This is a genomic window from Arthrobacter sp. ov118, from assembly GCF_900116495.1.
GTDB lineage: Bacteria > Actinomycetota > Actinomycetes > Actinomycetales > Micrococcaceae > Arthrobacter.
The window spans coordinates 92,375-111,575 of record NZ_FPAY01000010.1 but is presented as its reverse complement, the minus strand read 5'-3'; the positions used below and the strand labels follow the sequence as shown (position 1 = coordinate 111,575).

At 67.7% G+C, this 19,201-nt stretch carries 15 protein-coding genes; 8 read left to right on the top strand and 7 right to left on the bottom strand.

What is annotated here, in order from left to right:
* Window positions 1-17: 17 nt before the first annotated feature.
* Window positions 18-413 (bottom strand): PLDc N-terminal domain-containing protein, encoded by a 396-nt coding sequence (locus BM372_RS16855; RefSeq protein ID WP_090956603.1) that lies wholly within the window; start codon window positions 411-413, stop codon window positions 18-20.
* A 202-nt stretch (window positions 414-615) separates the two neighbouring features.
* A complete protein-coding gene (gene panB / locus BM372_RS16850) occupies window positions 616-1,557 on the bottom strand; it encodes a 3-methyl-2-oxobutanoate hydroxymethyltransferase (protein WP_090956602.1) in 942 nt (313 codons plus the stop codon).
* Between the two features lie 258 nt (window positions 1,558-1,815).
* On the opposite strand from panB, the gene glnA (BM372_RS16845) reads away from it, so the two are divergent.
* The 5 genes from glnA (BM372_RS16845) (at window position 1,816) to BM372_RS16825 (ending at window position 7,538) form a co-directional block, all read left to right on the top strand.
* Window positions 1,816-3,156: a type I glutamate--ammonia ligase gene (glnA, locus tag BM372_RS16845; RefSeq protein ID WP_090956601.1), complete on the top strand. Its 1,341-nt coding sequence runs from the start codon at window positions 1,816-1,818 to the stop codon at window positions 3,154-3,156.
* 9 nt (window positions 3,157-3,165) lie between these two features.
* Window positions 3,166-6,177 carry a bifunctional [glutamine synthetase] adenylyltransferase/[glutamine synthetase]-adenylyl-L-tyrosine phosphorylase gene (locus BM372_RS16840; RefSeq protein WP_090956600.1) on the top strand — a complete coding sequence of 1,004 codons (3,012 nt, stop codon included), beginning with the start codon at window positions 3,166-3,168 and terminating at the stop codon, window positions 6,175-6,177.
* Between the two features lie 97 nt (window positions 6,178-6,274).
* Window positions 6,275-6,691 carry a VOC family protein gene (locus tag BM372_RS16835; RefSeq protein ID WP_090956599.1) on the top strand — a complete coding sequence of 139 codons (417 nt, stop codon included), beginning with the start codon at window positions 6,275-6,277 and terminating at the stop codon, window positions 6,689-6,691.
* 48 nt (window positions 6,692-6,739) lie between these two features.
* On the top strand, window positions 6,740-7,255 hold the full coding sequence (locus BM372_RS16830) for a GNAT family N-acetyltransferase (protein ID WP_090956598.1): 516 nt from the start codon (window positions 6,740-6,742) through the stop codon (window positions 7,253-7,255).
* An 82-nt stretch (window positions 7,256-7,337) separates the two neighbouring features.
* Window positions 7,338-7,538, top strand: a complete 201-nt coding sequence (locus BM372_RS16825; RefSeq protein ID WP_090956597.1) for a transcriptional regulator — start codon at window positions 7,338-7,340, stop codon at window positions 7,536-7,538.
* A 118-nt stretch (window positions 7,539-7,656) separates the two neighbouring features.
* Here the strand turns inward: BM372_RS16825 and glnA (BM372_RS16820) are convergent, their stop codons facing one another.
* Window positions 7,657-9,081, bottom strand: a complete 1,425-nt coding sequence (gene glnA / locus BM372_RS16820) for a type I glutamate--ammonia ligase (RefSeq protein WP_090956596.1) — start codon at window positions 9,079-9,081, stop codon at window positions 7,657-7,659.
* Window positions 9,082-9,382: 301 nt separating this feature from the next.
* Here glnA (BM372_RS16820) and BM372_RS16815 point away from each other — a divergent pair, with 301 nt between their 5' ends.
* Window positions 9,383-9,820, top strand: a complete 438-nt coding sequence (locus tag BM372_RS16815) for an RDD family protein (protein ID WP_090956595.1) — start codon at window positions 9,383-9,385, stop codon at window positions 9,818-9,820.
* 227 nt (window positions 9,821-10,047) lie between these two features.
* Here BM372_RS16815 and BM372_RS16810 read toward each other — a convergent pair whose 3' ends face one another.
* The 3 genes from BM372_RS16810 to lipB all read right to left on the bottom strand — a co-directional run bounded on the left by BM372_RS16810 (window position 10,048) and on the right by lipB (window position 12,573).
* Window positions 10,048-10,809 carry a DUF4191 domain-containing protein gene (locus BM372_RS16810; protein ID WP_090956594.1) on the bottom strand — a complete coding sequence of 254 codons (762 nt, stop codon included), beginning with the start codon at window positions 10,807-10,809 and terminating at the stop codon, window positions 10,048-10,050.
* Window positions 10,810-10,900: 91 nt separating this feature from the next.
* Window positions 10,901-11,908 (bottom strand): lipoyl synthase, encoded by a 1,008-nt coding sequence (lipA, locus tag BM372_RS16805; protein WP_090956593.1) that lies wholly within the window; start codon window positions 11,906-11,908, stop codon window positions 10,901-10,903.
* Entirely contained in the window at window positions 11,905-12,573 is a 669-nt protein-coding gene (gene lipB / locus BM372_RS16800) for a lipoyl(octanoyl) transferase LipB (RefSeq protein ID WP_090956592.1), read from the bottom strand. Before lipB ends, lipA begins: the two co-directional genes overlap by 4 nt.
* A 107-nt stretch (window positions 12,574-12,680) precedes the next feature.
* Here lipB and BM372_RS16795 point away from each other — a divergent pair, with 107 nt between their 5' ends.
* The gene (locus tag BM372_RS16795) at window positions 12,681-14,531 is read left to right on the top strand and encodes a serine/threonine protein kinase (protein ID WP_090956591.1); all 1,851 of its coding nucleotides are present in this window, start codon (window positions 12,681-12,683) and stop codon (window positions 14,529-14,531) included.
* Window positions 14,532-14,540: 9 nt separating this feature from the next.
* Here BM372_RS16795 and BM372_RS16790 read toward each other — a convergent pair whose 3' ends face one another.
* Window positions 14,541-15,434: a TIGR01777 family oxidoreductase gene (locus tag BM372_RS16790; protein WP_090956684.1), complete on the bottom strand. Its 894-nt coding sequence runs from the start codon at window positions 15,432-15,434 to the stop codon at window positions 14,541-14,543.
* Window positions 15,435-15,508: 74 nt separating this feature from the next.
* On the opposite strand from BM372_RS16790, the gene BM372_RS16785 reads away from it, so the two are divergent.
* Window positions 15,509-19,138 (top strand): S41 family peptidase, encoded by a 3,630-nt coding sequence (locus BM372_RS16785; protein WP_090956590.1) that lies wholly within the window; start codon window positions 15,509-15,511, stop codon window positions 19,136-19,138.
* Window positions 19,139-19,201: the final 63 nt, after the last annotated feature.

The window sequence follows — 19,201 nt, the reverse complement described above, 5'->3', positions numbered from 1 at the left end:
TCAGCCAGGTCTCTCTGTCAGGCGAGGGCCTTTGCCTTGAGGGAGTCAAACTCGGTCTGGTTGATCGCTCCGGAATCGAGCAGCGCCTTGGCGTCCGCGATCTGGGCCGCGGGAGCGGCGCCCTCGCCTGCGACTTGCTTAATGTAATCCTGCTGGGCGGCCTGCCGCCGGGCGATTTCGGCCATCTGCCGCTCGGCCATCCCGCGGCCTCGGGCGATCAGGTAGATGAGTGCGCCGAGCCAGGGCACGAAGATCATGAGGATCACCCAGCCGGCCTTGGCCCAGCCGTTGAGCGAGTGGTCGCCGAACAGGTCCATCAAGCAGCGGAACCACACCATCAGCGCGGCGATCCAGATAAAGAACCAGAAACTCCACAGGAGGACATCCCAGAAGCTGTTGGCATTTGTGCCCATCGTTATTCCTTCCCTTGCGTTCGCCTGTGCCTGACTCACCGCTTTGCGCACGATGAGTCCGGGGCAAACATCTTCGGGGCCCTGTTGCAGACCTCTGAGGACCAGAGTGCCCTGAGCAGGGGCGCAACACATCGTCCGCGAAGGATGAGGTGTTGCCGCGGTGGTCCCTTGGAAGGAGCAGTCCCTTAGAAGGAGCGGTCGCTTAGAAGGAGTGTTCGGGGCCGGGGAACTGACCCGAGCGCACGTCCTCGCCGTAAGCCTTGGCGGCGTCGCTGAGTGAGGTCCGCAGGTCGGCGTACTGCTTGACGAATTTCGCCATTTTTCCGCCGCGCAGGCCCGCCATGTCCTGCCAGACCAGGACCTGTCCGGTGGTGGCGTTGCCGGCACCAATGCCGACGGTGGGGACGGCGACGGCGGCATCCACCTCGGCCGCCGTGCCGGCCGGAACCATTTCCATCAGCACGCAAAACGCGCCGGCGTCGGCCAGCGCGACGGCGTCGTCGATCAGGCGCTGTGCGTCGTCGCCGCGGCCCTGGACCCGGTAGCCGCCGAGGGAGTGTTCGCTTTGCGGGGTGAAGCCGATGTGGGCCATGACCGGAATGCCGGCCTGGACCATGGCGCGGACGGTGTCGGCGTAAAACTTTCCGCCTTCGATCTTGACCGCGTGGGCCAGGCCCTCCTTGAGGAACCGCACACCGGTGGCCACCGCCTGCTGGGCGGAGACCTCGTAGCTGCCGAACGGCAGGTCCGCGACCACCAGGGCACGCCGCGCTGAGCGGGCGACGGCCCGGCACAGCGGAAGGAGTTCGTCCACTGTGACGGGAAGGCTCGTTTCGTTGCCGAAGACGTTGTTGGATGCCGAGTCACCCACCAGCAGCACCTCGATGCCGGCCTGGTCAAAGATCTCCGCTGTGTACTGGTCATAGGCGGTGAGCATGGCGAAACGCTCACCGTTGACCTTGGCCTGATGAAGATGATGCGTCCGGATCCTGGCCGCCGGTTTCCTGGACGCGCCCTGTGCCCCGGCAGCGGTCCCGTCAGCCATCCCCGCAGTGGCGCCGGCGGCAACCGCCCCAGGTCCGCTGCCATAGGGAGCGGCAAGTTCGGCGGGCGTGCTGGAATCGGAGCTGTTGCTGGTGGCCATGCCACGAGCGTAATGCGATACCGGGCGCCACAGCTACCGCGGAACCTGCCGGCGCCGGTGAGTCACGTCACACAGGACGTGTGCGGAACTGTGCGGGCCACCGGCAGAGGGCAGTTTGCTCGTCTTTGTGTTAACGGTGTGTTACGCGGGGGACCGGCTTCAGCAATCGGTGCCGATGCTTAGTAAAGTGAACGGTGAGCAGCCGGGGCCCGTGAAAGCCGGGTCCGGGCACGGATGAAGAACCAGAAAGAGGCCAGTATGGACCGCCAGCAAGAGTTTGTCCTGCGGACGATCGAAGAACGCGACGTGCGGTTCGTGCGGCTGTGGTTTACCGACGTCGTGGGCTCGCTCAAGTCCGTGGCCCTTGCCCCGGCCGAGGTGGAAGGCGCCTTCGAAGAGGGACTGGGTTTTGACGGGTCTTCCATCGAGGGCCTGGCCCGCGTCTTTGAATCCGACATGCTGGCCCAGCCGGATCCGGCGACGTTCCAGATCCTGCCGTGGCGCGGTGAGACCGAGGCGACCTCTCGGATGTTCTGCGACATTCTGACCCCCGACGGCGAGCCCTCCGCCGCCGATCCGCGCAACGTCCTCAAGCGCACCCTGGCCAAGGCCGCGGACATGGGCTTCACCTGCTACACCCATCCCGAGATCGAGTTCTACCTGCTCAAGTCCCAAGAGCCCGGCCCGGACGGATCGCCCATCCCGGTGGACGAGGGGGGCTACTTTGACCACGTTCCGGGCGGCGTGGCCCAGGACTTCCGCCGGACCGCCGTGACCATGCTCGAATCGGTAGGCATCTCCGTGGAGTTCAGCCACCACGAGGCCGGCCCCGGCCAGAACGAGATCGACCTGCGCTACGCGGACGCGCTGCAGACAGCGGACAACATCATGACGTTCCGTACGGTCATCAAGGAAGTGGCCCTGCAGCAGGGCACCTATGCCACGTTCATGCCCAAGCCCTTCACCGCCCACCCGGGCTCGGGCATGCACACGCACTTCTCGCTCTTTGAAGGGGACACCAACGCCTTCTATGAGGCCGGTGCCGAGTTCCAGCTCTCCAAGACGGCGCGTCAGTTCATCGCCGGCATCCTCAAGCACGCTCCCGAATTCACTGCCGTCACCAACCAGTTCGTGAACTCCTACAAGCGGCTTTGGGGCGGGGGAGAAGCACCGAGCTACCTGAGCTGGGGCCACAACAACCGTTCCGCGCTGGTCCGCGTCCCGCTGTACAAGCCCGGCAAGGGCCAGTCCGCCCGGATCGAATACCGCGGCATCGACTCAGCCGCCAACCCCTACCTGGCCTACGCCGTGCTGCTCGGAGCCGGCCTCAAGGGCATCGAGGAGGGCTACCAGCTCCCCGCCGCGGCGGAGGACGACATCTGGTCGCTGAGCTCGGCCGAGCGCCGCGCCATGGGGCACGACCCCCTGCCGGCGAGCCTGCACGATGCCATCCGGACCATGGAAGATTCCGAACTCATGCCGCAGATCCTCGGCGAGCAGGTCTATGAGCACTTCCTGCGCAACAAGCGTGCAGAATGGCAGGACTACCGCCTCCAGGTGACGCCCTACGAGCTGCAGCGCAACCTAGGCATTTTGTAGGAGACCCCGATGAGCCTGGCACGGCGCCTGATTGCGGCCGGCTTCAGCGATCTCGACAAAGGGGAGCGGTTCCTGGCGGCGAGGGAGCTGGAGGGGCTTGACCAGGATGCCCTCTTTGCCGGGCTACAGCTCGCGGCGAACCCGGACACGGCGCTGCAGTCCCTGGTCCGGCTGATCGAGAAGCACCCGGCGCTGCGCACGCTCGCCGTCGCGGACCCGGAGACTTCCGAACCGCTGTACCGGGTCCTGGGCGCCTCCGAGGCGCTGGGTGAATTCCTCATCCGCCACCCGGAACACCTCGACGCTTTCGACGTCCGGGCCAGCCCCGAGCCGCTGGCGGCGGACGCCGTGGCCCTGCGCGCCCGGCTGCTGCAGTCAGTGCGGGCGGACCCGAAGTCCGTCCGGCCCGTGGCGGGGCTCAGCGGGCAGGAAGCTTACGCGGCGCTGCGCACCGCCTACCGGCGAGGGCTCGTGGAACTGGCCATCAAGGACCTGTGCGCTGCCGATCCGCTGGATTTCATGCCGGCCGCGGGCGCGGAACTGGCGGACCTGGCCGGCGCCGCCCTGGAGGCGGCCCTTGCCGTGTCCCGGGCGGAGACGGCGGAGAAGTTCGACGCCGCGGAGGTGGCCGACGTCGGGCTTGCCGTGATCGGCATGGGAAAGTGCGGCGCCCGCGAACTGAACTACATATCCGACGTCGACGTCATCTACGTGATCGATTCCGGCACGCTGGAGGACGCCACGGCCACCACGATCGGCACGGCACTTGCCTCCGGGATCTCGCGGGCGATCATGTCCACCTGCCGGGAACCCGGGCTGTGGGAAGTGGATGCGAACCTGCGGCCCGAAGGCAAGTCCGGTCCGCTGGTGCGGACCCTGGCCTCGCATGAGAGCTACTATGCGCGCTGGGCGGAGAGCTGGGAATTCCAGGCCCTCCTGAAGGCCCGGACGATCGCCGGCGACACGGACCTAGGCACGCGCTACGAAGCCGCCGTGACACCCTTGATTTGGTCCTCGGCCGGCCGGGAAGGCTTTGTCGAATCCGTCCGCGCCATGCGCCGCCGCGTCACCGAGCACATTCCCGCCGATGAGGAACAGCGCCAGATCAAGCTGGGCCGTGGCGGATTGCGCGACGTCGAATTCACCGTTCAGCTGCTGCAGCTCGTGCACGGCAAGTCCGACGAGTCGCTGCGCTGCCGCGACACCACCTCGGCCATCGCCGCGCTGTCGGCCGGCGGCTACATCGGCCGCTCGGACGCCGCGGAATTCGACCGTGACTACCGGTACCTGCGGCTCCTCGAGCACCGGATCCAGCTCTTCCAGCTGCGCAGGACCCACCTCATGCCGGAGACCGAAGCGTCGCTGCGCTCCCTGGCGAAGGCCGTCCTTGGCCCGTTCTCCGCCGAACGGCCCAAGCCGGACGCCCTCATGGCCGCGTGGCGGAAGACCAAGCGCTCCGTCCGCGAACTCCACGAACGCATTTTCTACCGCCCGCTCCTCAACACTGTCGCGACGCTGAGCAGCGAAGAGGCGCGCCTTACCCCGGAGGCCGCCCAAGGCCGCCTCGCCGCGCTGGGCTACCTCGATCCGCCCGGCGCCATGCGGCACATCGAGGCCCTGACCGCCGGTGTGAGCCGCCGCGCCGCACTCCAGCGCCAGCTCCTGCCCATCCTGTTGGACTGGCTCGCCGACGGCGTGGACCCCGACGCCGGGCTGCTCGCGTTCCGGCGCGTCAGCGAGGCGCTCGGCACCACGCACTGGTATCTGGGCATGCTCCGGGATTCGACGGCGGCGGCCGAGCGGCTCTGCCACGTGCTCGCCAACTCCCGCCTGATCGCAGACCTGCTGGAGGTTTCGCCGGAGTCCGTGGCCTGGCTGGGCGCGGACAAGGAGCTGGTGCCGCTGCCGTTGGAAACGCAGTGGCTGGAGATCACCTCGAAGATGTCCCGGCACGCGGACCCGGAGAGCGCCATGCGGCTGATCCGGCTGATCCGGCGGCGGGAAATCCTGCGGATCGCCATTGCGGACAGCGCCGGTCTGCTGGACCAGGACCAGGTGGGCGGTGCCCTCGCCGATACCGACCAGGCGGCCGTCCTGGGGGCGCTGCGGGTGGCCGAGACGATGATCGCAGCGGAGCAACCCCTGAAGACGCACGTGCTCGTAGTGGCCATGGGACGCCAGGGTGGCCGGGAGATCGGCTACGGCTCGGATGCCGACGTCATCTACGTCCACCGCGGACTCCCGGGCGTCCCCGAAGAAGAAGCGCAGGCCCAGGCCGCGCAGATCGTCGGCAAGCTCTCAAGCCTGCTGACCCAGCCGCTCAAACCGGCCATTCTGGCCGAACGCGTGCTCTCCGTGGACGCGGACCTGCGGCCCGAGGGCAAGAACGGGCCCATGGTGCGGTCGCTGGAGTCCTTTGCCGAGTACTACCGCCGGTGGTCTCTGGTCTGGGAGGCCCAAGCGCTGCTGCGGGCGCGCCCGATGGCCGGCGACGACGCGCTGGCGGCGGATTTCATGGCCCTGATAAATCCGATCCGGTACCCCGAGTCTCTGTCCCAGCAGGACACCCGGGAGGTCCGGCGGATCAAGGCCAGGGTCGAGGCCGAACGCCTGCCGCGCGGCGCCGACCCCGCCCGGCACCTGAAGCTTGGCCGGGGCGGCCTGAGCGACGTCGAATGGCTGGCCCAGCTGCTCCAGCTTCAGCACGCCGGCGAACATCCCGAGCTGCGCACCACTTCCACCGTGGAAGCCCTCGGCGCGGCGGCGGCCCTGGGCCTTCTCGATGAGGGGGACGCCGAGATCCTGCTCGGGGCCTGGCGGCTGGCGAGCCGGATCCGTTCGGCCAACGTCATCTGGACCGGACGGTCCTCGGACCTGCTGCCCTCCTCCCGCCGCGACCTCGAGGCGGTGGCGCGCTGGTGCGGCTACGGCCAGGGCAACGCCGCGGCGCTGGAAGAGGATTACCTGCGCCTGAGCCGGCGCGCCCGGTCAGTTTTTGAGCGGGTGTTCTACGGGCAGTGACGCCTCGTGACCAGGGTTGGTACTGGGGATCGGGTGCTGCGGTGCTGTGCTGACAAGCGGTGCTGACACGCCTGCGGGAGGGTGCTACCTTGGGCGGATGGCCAGGCAACTGTTTGTGAACCTCCCTGTGCGGAATCTTGATAAGTCGGTGGAGTTCTTTACCGCGCTGGGATTCTCCTTCAATCCCGCCTTCACTGATGAAAACGCCACCTGCATGATCGTCAACGACGGCGCCTACGTGATGCTGCTCGTCGAGTCCTACTTCAAGACCTTCACCTCGAGGTCTGTTGTGACCGCGACGGACACCGCCGAGGTCATCATGTCCTTCTCCCTGGAGAGCCGCGAGGCCGTGGACGAGGCCGTCCGGACCGCGCTGAAGTCCGGGGGCAAGGCCTCCGAGGAGGCCCAGAACTACGGTTTCATGTACACCCACAGTTTTCAGGACCCCGACGGCCACCTCTGGGAAGTCTTCTGGATGGATCCGGCCGGCCCGCCAAAGGACGCAGCGCTCTAGCCGCGGCTCCCGCGGCGGCACGCGCCGCAGTATGGGTACGCTGTCTACATGCCTGAACATGTGTGGCTGTTGCCCTTGAAGAACCTCGACGACGACGCCCGGGCCGTCAAGCTGGGAGAGATTGCGCTGCTGGAACTCGGCGAGGGGCAGCGGACGTTCGTGGGCGACCCGCTGCGGATGATGTTGGTGGCGCTTGAGGAAGACTCCAGGTACCCGTTCGCGGTGGACGCTAACGGGGCCGCCGTCGGCGTTCTCACGCTCCAGAGCGGCGCGGCGACCCTGGCCGGCTGGCCCGACGACGACTCCGCCTGGCTCCTCCGCGGGTTCCTGATCGACCGGCGGCAGCAGGGCAAGGGTCTTGGCACCCTCGCGGCGGACGCCGCCGTGCGGGAAGCTGCCAAACTGACGGCGGACATGGGCGGCGGCCAGGGCGGCGTCGTTCTCTCCGTCAATGAACTGAACCCTGGCGGCCTGGCCGCGTACGCCAAGGCAGGGTTTGAGGACCGCGGCCGCTACGAAGGCGGCGACGCCGGCCCGCAACGCACCATGTACCGGGGCTTCTGAGCCGGTCGATCGCAACGAGGGCTGTCAACTTTTGTTGACGCGACTCCTGGCGTCAATTAGAGTTGACGCCGGGAGGTGTGACATGAAGACACTGATTGGTTCGATGGACGGCAAGGGGCCGGCCGAGGCCCTCTATGCCGTGGCGGAGCTGCACAAGGAGCTGGCGCGAACGGAAACCGAGGTTGTGCTCCGTGCCAGGCAGGCCGGACTCTCGTGGGAGGCGATCGCGGTGTGCCTGGGCGTCAGCAAGCAGGCGGTGCACAAGAAGTACGGCAAGCGCTGAGGCTCCCTTCAACATTTCCCCCAAAGAATGCCCTTGGTAAAACAAAGAGTCCGCCCGGCCTGCCATGGCTGGCAGTCCGGACGGACTCTTCAGTTCTGGGCCGACTCAGGCCGCGGAACTAGACGCCGTAGTAGAGCTCGAACTCGTACGGGTTCGGGCGCAGCGAGAGCGGACGGATCTCGTTCTCGTATTTGTACTCGATCCAGGTGTCGATCAGGTCCTGGGTGAAGACGCCGCCGGCCTGCAGGAACTCGTTGTCCTCGGCCAGTGCTTCCAGGGCCTCCTCGAGGGTGCCCGGAGCCTTGGGGATGTCCTTGGCTTCCTCGGCGGGGAGCTCGTAGAGGTCCTTGTCGATCGGAGCCGGGGGTTCGATGCGGTTGCGGATGCCGTCGATGCCGGCCATCAGCTGGGCGGCGAACGCCAGGTAAGGGTTGGAGGAGGGGTCCGGCGCGCGGAACTCGATGCGCTTGGCCTTCGGGTTGGAGCCCGTGATGGGGATACGGATACCGGCGGAGCGGTTGCCCTGCGAGTAAACCATGTTGACGGGAGCCTCGAAGCCCTTGACCAGGCGGCGGTAGGAGTTCACCGTCGGGTTGGTGAAGGCCAGGACAGCGGAGGAGTGCTTCAGCAGGCCGCCGATGTACCAGCGGGCGGTGTCGGACAGGCCGGCGTAGCCCTTCTCGTCGTAGAACAGCGGCTCGCCACCGTTCCACAGCGACTGGTGGCAGTGCATGCCCGAACCGTTGTCGCCGAAGACCGGCTTCGGCATGAAGGTCACTGACTTGCCCCAGGCGTCGGCGGTGTTCTTGATGACGTACTTGAACTTCTGCAGGTCATCGGCCGCGTGGGTCAGGGTGGTGAACTTGTAGTTGATTTCAGCCTGGCCGGCGGAGCCGACTTCGTGGTGGCTGCGCTCGACCTCAAGGCCGGCCTCGTCCAGGGCAACACACATGGCGTCGCGGAGGTCGGCCTGCTTGTCAGTGGGGGAGACCGGGAAGTAACCGCCCTTGACCGGGGTCTTGTAGCCGAGGTTTCCGCCCTCTTCTTCGCGGCCGGTGTTCCAGTGAGCTTCTTCGGAGTCGATCTTGTAGAAGCTGCCCTGCGGGGAGGACTGGTACTGGACGTTGTCGAAGACGAAGAATTCGGCCTCGGGAGCGAAGAACGCGGTGTCGGCGATGCCGGTGGAGGCGAGGTAGGCTTCGGCCTTCTCGGCCACGCCGCGGGGGTCGCGGTGGTAGGGGTCGCCCGTGCGGGGGTTCACGATCGAGAAGTTCAGCGCGAGGGTCTTCTCCATGCGGAACGTGTCGAGGAATGCCGTCGTCACGTCCGGGATGAGCTGCATGTCAGACTCGGCGATGCCCTGGAAGCCGCGAATCGAAGACCCGTCGAAGAGCTGCCCGTTGACGAAGAAGTCGGCATCAACGCTCTTGGCGGGCACGTTGAAGTGCTGCTGAACGCCAGGGAGATCGGTGAAGCGGATATCGACGAATTTGATGTCTTCGTCCTTGATGAACTTGAGGACTTCGTCCGCAGTCTTGAACATCTATGCTCCTTACGCATATGAAAGATCTGGCCGTCAGGCACATTTGTCCAGCGCAGTCCAACGGCGGGGAAACACAAAGCTTCCCCGCTCCGCAGTCGCTAGCAACTGTTACCACCCTAAGGACATGGGATTTCCCCGCAGTGTCCGCATTGTTTCAGGCAGGTTACAGATTGGAGGTGAGGTCACAGAATCGCCTGACAGCTCAACGCTAGCCCTCTGTCCATACTGTGACCTATCCGGTCCACAGTGTGACACGGTGCTGCCCGCACTGTGGACAGGCGGAAGCCGATAAGCTGGGACGGTGGTAGATCGCAAAGACATCGGTTCATGGCTCAGCGGGCCGGACACCTCCGGCATCTCCAGGTACCCTGGCGAGCGGCTGGGACTGCCCGAAGCCGGGCCGGGCTCGATCGCCCGCGCCGGCCGCCGTATCCTCGCGATCTGCATCGACTGGGGGATCGCGTTGTTGATCAGCAATTTCGCCTTCGCCGGAAATTCCTGGGGCACGCTGGCCATCTTTGCCGTCGAGCAAATCCTGCTGGTGGGCACCCTCGGCTACAGCATTGGCCACCGGATCGTGGGGATCCACGTGTTGCGCTTGGGCGGCCGTCCGGCAGGCCCGCTCGCGGCCCTGGTGCGCACCCTGCTGCTGTGCCTCGTCGTCCCGGCCGTCGTCTTCGACCCGGACCAGCGCGGCCTACACGACAAGGCCATGAATACCGTACTCGTCCGGATGTAGCGGGACGCTGTAAACCATCGCGGGGAGCCATCGGCAAGGACGACGCCGGCCCCCGGCGGTTGCCGCCGTCCGAACCCGCAGCGGCTGGCTGCGGTCTTTTCGGCGGCGCCTTTCACTCTGTGATGGTCGACGTTGGGCCAACGAAAAAGCCCCGGTTCGCGGCCTGTGGTGGCCGTGAACCGGGGCAAATTTTCGTTTCGCTGGCGGGGGAAGCTTCTGGCAGCGGGCTAGCGTCCGCGGGCAGCCTTGCGGTCCGGGCGGGCCTTGTACGGGTCGATGCCCTTCGGGATGGGCAGGCGGCCGCCGAGCGACGAGATGCGCTTGGACACGGCGCTGACCTCAGTCTTCGTCAGTTCGCCCTTGAGCTTGTTCATCTTCTTGGCGATCTGGCTGAGCGGAACCTGGCCCTCACCGCGCCCGCTCTCGATCACGTGGATCGTGACGTTGGGCAGGATGCGCGCCAGCCGCTTGCGTTCGGCGTCGACCAGCGGCTTGACCCGGTTGCTGGGGCCTTCGCTGACAAGCACGACGCCGGGACGGCCGATGGCGCGGAAGACGGCGTCCTGCGTGCGGGGGTTGACGGCGACCGGCTGGTCCTCGGTGATCCAGCCGCGCTTCAGCGTGCCCAGCGCTGCACCTGATGCGCCCGGCTGGCCCTCGATCTGCGCGAACGCCGCGCGCTCGGCGCGGCGGGACAGGATCAGGGTGGCGGCAATGGCGCCCAGCGCGATGCCGATAATCAGGCCCGTGACCCAGTTGTCGAGCAGGAAGCCGACGAGGAGGCTGGCGGCGACAACGCCCAGGAAAGCCAGCAGCATGAGCCACGGAACCATGGGATCGTGGCGGCGGGTCATCTGGAAGACCTCGCCGATCTGCTTCAGTCGGCTTGGCTTCTTGGCCTTTACTTCCTTGGGCTTGCGGGAGAAAAGACCGCGCTTGGAAGCATCGGAAGCCGGGCTGGAGTTGCTGGAATCAGGGGAGTTCGCCATAGTGCCTTAATTCTACGTGATCGACGGCTAGGGGCCGGACCCGGAATGCTCCGGTGCCGGCCCCTAGGCGGAAGGGTTGTTACAACAGGGTTCAGGAATGCGCCGCGAGCAGTGAGCTGGCTTCCTGGCGGGTGCTGCCCGAGCTTTCGATGTGTGCGAGCTCGGCCGGGATTTCCCAGCCCTTCTTGCGCATCGCGGTGGCCCAGAGCCGGCCGGCGCGGTAAGAGGAACGCACCAGCGGTCCGCTCATGACGCCCAGGAAGCCGATCTCGTCCGCTTCCTGCTGCAGGTCCACGAATTCCTGCGGCTTGACCCAGCGGTCCACCGGAAGGTGCCGTTCGCTGGGCCGCAGGTACTGGGTGATGGTGATGAGGTCGCAGCCGGCCTCGTGCAGGTCCCGGAGTGCCTCCGAGATTTCCTCGCGGGTCTCGCCCATGCCCAGGATCAGGTTGGACTTGGTCACCATGCCGAGCTTGCGGCCCTGGGTGATGACGTCCAGGGAGCGCTCGTAGCGGAACGCCGGGCGGATCCGCTTGAAGATCCGGGGCACGGTTTCGACGTTGTGGGCGAAGACCTCGGGCTTGGAGTCGCAGATCGCCGCGATGTGCTCGGGCTTGCCGGAGAAATCGGGGATCAGCAGTTCGACGCCGGTACCCGGGTTCAGTTCGTGGATCTTGCGGACCGTCTCGGCGTACAGCCAGACGCCCTCATCGGCGAGGTCGTCGCGGGCCACGCCGGTCACGGTGGCGTAACGCAGCTGCATGGACTGGACCGAGCGGGCCACCTTGGTGGGCTCGAACATGTCCACGGGCGAGGGCTTGCCGGTGTCGATCTGGCAGAAATCGCAGCGGCGCGTGCACTCGGAGCCGCCGATCAGGAAGGTGGCTTCCTTGTCTTCCCAGCATTCGAAGATGTTCGGGCAGCCGGCCTCTTCACAGACGGTGTGAAGGCCTTCCTTCTTGACGAGGCTCTTGAGCTGGACGAACTCGGGGCCCATCTGGACCTTGGCCTTGATCCATTCCGGCTTACGTTCCACCGGTGTGGCCGCGTTTCGCTGCTCAATGCGCAGCATCTTCCGGCCTTCTGGTGCCAGTGTCACAGTAGAGCTCCTTCTGGGGTTGCAACTAGGGCTTCTTCATTGTTGCGCAGTTCTTCGGTGATCCGCGACACGAGGTCAGCCGGGGTGACGTCCCTGCCGGTCTCCTGGGCGATCGTGGTGACTCCGGCGTCACTGATGCCGCAGGCGATGATCTGGGCGTACGGGGAAAGATCGTTGTTGCAGTTGATGGCGAAGCCGTGCATGGTGACGCCCTCGTTGACGCGGATGCCGATGGCTGCGATCTTGCGGGCCGGGCCCTTCTCGTCCTGCTCGATCCAGACGCCCGCGCGGCCCCGGATTCGTACGGCGTCGATGCCGTAGTCCGCCAGGACGGCGATGATCACGGCTTCCAGGCGCTCCACGTAGTCGCGGATGCCGGCCTTGTTTTTCAGCTTGATGATGGGGTAACCCACCAGCTGGCCGGGACCGTGCCAAGTGAGTTTGCCACCGCGGTCGACGGCGACCACGGGAGTTCCGTCAAAGGGGCGTTCGTGGTCTTCGGTGCGTTTGCCGGCAGTGTAAACAGCGGAGTGTTCGAGCAGCAGTACGGTGCTGGGCGCGGTGCCCGCGAGGACTTTTTCGTGCAGTTCGCGCTGGATGTCCCAGCCGCGCGTGTAATCGATGAAGTCCGGGGCGAGACCCAGCTGTTTGAACTCAAGAGTCATGGCTTCAAGCTTAGACCCCGCCCGCCGTCCTTCCCGATTGTGTGCTTAAGCTCTCATGCCTGTGGATAACTTCTGCAGCGTTCCGCAGGATCGGCTATTCCTAGGGGATGGAAGAGTACTTGCAGGCCGGTGGCCGGGCCCCGGCGGTTCATGGTCCGGCGCCGGTGGTTGATGGTTACGACGTCGGCCGCTGTCTGGGCCGTGGCGGCAGCGCCTCGGTCTGGCTAGTGACCGAACGGTCCACGCGCCGCGACTTTGCGCTCAAGTGCTTCGAGGCGGCCGGCGCCGCGCCGGCGGAAGGCATCGCCATAAGGGAAGCGGAAGCGGCCATGCGGCGCGAGGTCCGGATCCTGTCCGTTCTGGAACACAACCATCTGATCCGCGCGCACGCTGTGGTCCGTCTGCAGCGGCGCGGCGGTGGCGATGGCGACGACGGCGGTGGCCTCGGGGTGGCGTTGGACTATGCTCCCGGCGGCTCGCTGGCGTCCCTCGTCGCGGCCCGCGGCCGACTGGGTCCGGGGGAAACGGTGACAGTTCTGACTCCGATTGCACAGGTTCTGGCGTACCTACACGGCCAGGGGTTCACCCATGGTGATCTGGCCCCCGGCAACGTGCTGTTCACCGCCTCCGGCAAACCCTTGCTGGCCGACCTCGGTGTCGCACGGATGGTTGCCGAGCCTTCCCCCGTGTCGGCGCCCGGCACCAAAGGATTCCAGGATCCGGCCCCGGAAGACGTGCTGCGAGCCGGGCTTCAGCCGGAACGGGACATGTACTCCCTCGCTGCCCTGGGCTGGTACTGCCTGACCGGCCGGGCTCCAGAACCAGGTGCGGAACGTCCGCCCCTGCGCCTGCTGGCCCCGGAGGTTCCGGCCGCGTTGGCCGCTGCCCTCGAAGCAGGGCTGAGCGCCGAGCGCCGGCAGCGTCCGGCGGCGTCAGAGTTTGCCGCGCTCGTCTATCGGAGCGCCCAGGCGGAACCGGTGGACCTGTCCGTCTCCGTACATCCGACGGTTCTCCCAGAGTTGCTCACCCGGCGGGCAGTTCAGACCGCTCAGCGCAGGCGCGGAGCGGTGGTTCCTTGGCGCCGCATGGCGGCCGCGGTGGGCTTTCTGCACAGGAACTATCTGCACAGGAACCCGCACCCGAACCGGCCGGAATCATCACCCGTTCCGGTTCAGCCCAGGCGCTCCCGTGCCCGAATCCCCGGTCCGGGCCGGCGGCCCGGCTCGATCCGGGCAACCGGACTCCACCGCCGATCCCCAAAGGCTGCAGCCCAAACACTTGGGGCCCGAACGCCCGGAGTCCGGAAAACGTCCGCACGGCGGCCCCTTCCGCCCAGGCTCGCGGCTGTGGTTCTGGTGGGGGTGGTCCTGCTGGGTGGCGCCTGGCTGCTGACTGGCGGCGGATCCGTACCGGACGCCGTCGCCGTGCTGTTTCCAGACCACAGTGCCGACCACAGTGCAGATCAGGGTTCGGATCAGGGTCCGAGCATACAAACAGAACCCGCTGCCGCTGGCGGCCCGGCAAGCGCGGTACGTCCGGACCTCGACGCTCTGCTGGCCTCGGCGGATCCTACGGAGGCAGTCCGCGGTCTCGCCCGGCTCCGCTCGCTGGCGCTCAGTTCCGGGGACTTCGGCCTGCTCGACGCCGTCAACGCCCCGACGTCGGCCGCCGCCGCTGCCGACGGGGTAATCAGGACGAAGCTCAGCGGGTCCGGCCATGTCCTGGCCGGCTTCTCGACGTCCTTGACCCGGATCGAAACCACGGCGGACAGCAGCCCGGCCCGCGCCGTGGTGGCCATTACCGCGGTGTCCTCCGGGTACCAGGTCATCGATGCGCACGGGAAGGTGGTGGATGAGGTGCCCGCTGCTGCCGCCCAGCAGCTTCAGCTTGTCCTGGTGCCGGTCGACGGGCGCTGGCGGATCCAGGACGTCCTGCCTCCGGGACCCGATGCAGGCTAGGGCAACCGGTTAGTCCCGGCCCGCCACCCACGCCGCGGCCCCGGCGAGTGACGGATGCTGCCAGGTGAAGCCGTTGTCAGCCAGGACTGCTGGCTCCAGCCGCTGGCTCGCGAGGAGCAGTTCATCGGCCAGCCTGCCCATCACCAGCCGCAGCACAGGGGCGGGCACCCGCAGAACCGCGGGTCGGTGCAGTGCGCGGGCCAGCTCAGCGATCAGGGAGTTCACATTTGCCGGTTCGGGCGCACAGAGGTTCACCGGACCGGACACGGGCTTCGAGAGAAGGAAGGAGAAGCCGGCGGCCACGTCCGGCAAGGTGACCCAGGGCCAGTATTGCCGGCCGTTACCCAGCGGGCCACCGACCCCCAGGCGCACGAGCGGCAGCAGTCGGCCCAGCGCCCCGCCGGAGCGGCTCAGGACGACGCCGGTGCGGGGGGTGACCACACGGACACCCGCGGGAGCCTCGTGCGCGGCGGCTTCCCAGTCGACGCAGATCCTGGCGAGGATCCCACTGCCGGCGGGCTCGTTTTCCCGAAGAACCGTATGGCCGGCATTGCCGTAATAGTTGGCGCCCGACTGGCTGAGGAAGACCGCCGGCGGCGCCGCCTGCCGGTTCATCGCCGCCGTCAGGGTCCGGGTCGCCCCCAGCCGGGAGTTGCGGAGTTCGTTGACTCGGGCCCGGGTCCAGGGCCGGTCGCCGATGCCGGCGCCGGAGAGGTTGACCACCGCATCCGCGCCCTTCAGGGCAGTGTCGTCGATCCGGCCGGCGGCGGGGTTCCACTGGAACTCGGCCGCTGACACCGGCGGACGCCGGACCAGGGCCACAACGTCGTGCCCTTCGCTACGCAGCGCGCTGGACAGGGCAGTTCCGATCAGCCCGGAGGCCCCGGCAATGAGGATTCGCATGATCCATCTCACCATGCCCGGCACGGCCATGAAACCTCCCGGGCGGTCAAGGAGGTTGTAGCTATGATCGAACGATGACCCCCTCGAGTTACTTCCGCTTTCCGCATGTCCACGGCGATCTGGTCACCTTCGTGGCCGAGGACGACGTCTGGATTGCACCCGTGGGCGGGGGCCGTGCCTGGCGCGTCTCCTCCCTGCAACTGCCGGCCCGCAACCCCCGCTTCACCCCCGACGGCAAGCGCCTGGTCTGGACGGTGGTCCAGGGGACGGCCCCGGAGGTCGTCACAGCCGATGTCGACGGCGGCGGCTACCGGCAGCTGAGCTACTTCGGGCACAGCTCCACCCGGGTCAAGGGCTTCACCCCCGACGGCGACGTCCTGGTCACCAGCGCGTTCCGCCAGTCAGACAGCCGGCACACCCACGCCTACAGCCTCCCCGTTGCCGGCGGCTGGGCACGGGAACTCCCGTTCGGCCCGGTCGAAGCGGTAGCCTTCGGACCCGTCGTCGGGGACGAACGTCCCGTAGTGCTCGCCAGCGTGCTCTCGCGTGAGCCTGCCTGGTGGAAGCGCTACCGTGGCGGCACGGCGGGCAAGCTGTGGATCGACTCCGACGGAAACGGTGAATTCGAGCGGCTCGCCGCCGGATTGGACGGCAACCTCACGGACCCTCTTTGGGTCAAGGACCGGATCGCGTTCCTGTCCGACCACGAGGGTTACGGAAACCTCTACTCGGTGCTGCCCAACGGCAGCGACCTGCGGCGCCACACGGACCACGAGGACTTCTATGTCCGCCACGCCGCCACCGACGGCGAACGGGTGATCTTCGAATCAGCCGGGGAACTCTGGCTGCTGCCCAGCCTCGACGCGGACGCCGTCAAACTCGACATTTCGCTGGGATCCGCCTCGCAAGCACGCCGCCCCGCGCCGCTTAAGGCCTCGCGGCACCTCGGCGACGTCGTGCCGGACCGCACCGGCGGCTCCAGCGCCGTCGAATCCCACGGAACGATCCATTGGCTGCGGCACAAGGACGGACCCTCCCGCGTCCTGGAAGCCACCCCGGGTGTGCGGGCGCGGCTGCCCCGGCCGTTCGGCGGCGGCCGGATCGCCTATGTGGCGGACCACGACGGTGTCGAGGCCCTGTACCTGAAGGCCATCGCGGCGCCGCTGCCGGGCGGCACCCCCCCAGGACCGACCGCAGGGCAGACCGCGGCCAAGGGCCCAGCGCAGCCCGCAGCGCAAACTGGCCCGGGTTCGGACGCGACCGGCACCGGGATTCCGCTGCCCAAGCCAGTCTCCGCCGCCGCCCTGACCGGCTCGGGCGCAGCCTCGGCAGCAGGCGGCAGTTCCGTGTCCAGCCCGGTCGCCGTTGGGTCCGTCGTTCCCGCCGCCGAGACCGGATCCGGCCCAGCCGGCACTGATCCCTCCGCCGCCGTACACCAGGGCGGCGCCCCGGCACACCAGGCCGCAGCTCAGGAGACACCGGCATCTGGCACGGTGACGCGGATCGACTTCCCGAAGCCCAGCCGGTCCAGCGCGATCGAAGCCAGCCCCGACGGGCGCTGGCTCGCCGTCGGCACCTCCTTCGGCGACATCTATGTTGCCGATACCCGCACGGGCACCATGTCCCTGCTCAGCAGCATCGGCGAAGGCAGCATCGAAGGCTTCAGCTGGTCCCCGGACTCCGCCTGGCTCGGCTGGTCGGAGCCGGTCACGTCCTTCGGCTCCCGGAGCCGGTTGCGGATCGCCCGGGTCGGCGGCGGCGCTGGCGCGGAGATCATTGATGTCACCGACGGCCGGTTCCGCGACGACTCACCCTCGTTCACTCCGGACGGCAAGTACCTCGCCTTCCTCTCCAACCGCAGTTTCGATCCGGTCTACGACGGCCACTCCTTCGACCTGTCCTTCCCGAGCCCGATCAAGCCGTACCTTGTGGCCCTCGCTGCGGACACCCCGTCCCCGTTCGGACCGAGCGTCGATCTCCACGACGAAGCCGAAACCGGCGCCCCAGCAGGAGACGGTGCCGCAACAGGAGACAGTGGCGCAGATTCGCCGTCGTCCGCCAAACCGGTACCGGCCGTGCGCGTCGACGCCGAGGGCCTGGCCCACCGCGTCATCGTCGTCCCCGTGCCGCAAGGCAACTACTCGTCACTGACCGCCGCTGCCGGCGCCCTGCTCTGGCTGGACAGCGAGCTCGCCGGCACCACCGGTGAAGGCCGGGCCACCCTTGAGGACAAGACCGCGCCGCCGAGCCTGGTCCGCTACGACCTCGCCAAGCGCCGGACTTCCACCATTGTGGAGGCCCTGGACAGCTACCGGCTCTCCGGCGACGGCGAAAAGGTCGTGTTCATCCAGGACAAGCAGATCCGGGTGGCGCCCGCCGGCGCCAAGGCCGACGAGGAGTCCGGCCAGCTGGTCAAGGTGGACCTCGGCCGGGTGCGGGTGCAGCTGGACCCGCTGAGCGTGTGGGGCCAGGCGTTCGACGAGGCCTGGCGGCTCCAGCGGGACTTCTTCTGGACCGAGGACATGGCCGGCCAGGACTGGGAATCGGTCCACGCCCGCTACCGCCCGGTGGTTGAACGGCTCGGCTCCCATGACGACCTCGTGGACCTGCTCTGGGAGCTGCACGGCGAACTGGGCACCTCCCACGCCTATGTCCGCCCGGTGGCTGTCACCGAGAACGGCAGCAGCCCCCAGGGTCGCCTCGGCGCGGATCTCGAGTTCACCGGCAAGGGCTGGGAAATCACCCGCATCCTGGCGGGGGAGTCCTCCGACCCGCTGGCCACCTCGCCGCTGACCCGGCCCGGCGCCGACGCCAAGCCCGGCGACGTCCTGCTGGCCATCGACGGCGTCGAACTCACGGAGTCCCTGACCCCGGCCATGCAGCTTGTTGGCGCTGCCGGCCGCGCCGTCGAGCTCACCCTGCGCAACGGCGCCGGCCACGGCCCGGCCGCGGGGGTGCAGCGCCGCGTGGCGGTGGTTCCGGCCAAGGACGAGGAACGGCTGCGGTACCAGGACTGGGTCACGGGTAACCGTCGGACCGTGCGGGAAGCCTCAAACGGAACGTTCGGCTACCTCCATATCCCGGACATGATGGCCAACGGCTGGGCCCAGCTCCACCGCGACCTCGACACCGAAACGGCCCTGGACGGACTGATTGTCGACGTCCGGCGCAACCGCGGCGGCCACACCTCCCAGCTCGTGGCCGAACTCATCGGACGGAAGGTTACCGGCTGGAGCATGCCGCGAGGGGAAAAGCCCCGGACCTACCCGCACCACGCGCCCCGCGGGCCGGTCATTATCCTTACGGACGAGTTCGCCGGTTCCGACGGGGACATCATCACCCAGGTTTCCAAGCTGCGGGGGATCGGGCCGGTCATCGGCACCCGCACGTGGGGCGGCGTCGTCGGGATCGACAACCGCTTTGCGCTGGCTGACGGTACGGGCGTGACCCAGCCCCGCTACGCCACCTGGTTCGGCGGCGGCGTTGGCTGGGGCGTGGAGAACTTCGGCGTCTCCCCGGACATAGAGGTGACGTTCCCGCCACACGCGTACGCCGCCGGCACCGACCCGCAGCTGGAATACGGAATCGGGGCCTTGAAGGAAATGATCCAGGAACTGCCCACGGACCGTCCGCCGCTGCGCGAGGGCTACCGCAGGCTCCGGCCCGCCCCGCTGCCGGCCCGGCAGCAGGCCGGCCGGGTGTAGGAGAGGGTCCGCGAAGGACCAGCCACGAAGGCCCCCGTTGCCCTGGACATGCCAGGGCAACGG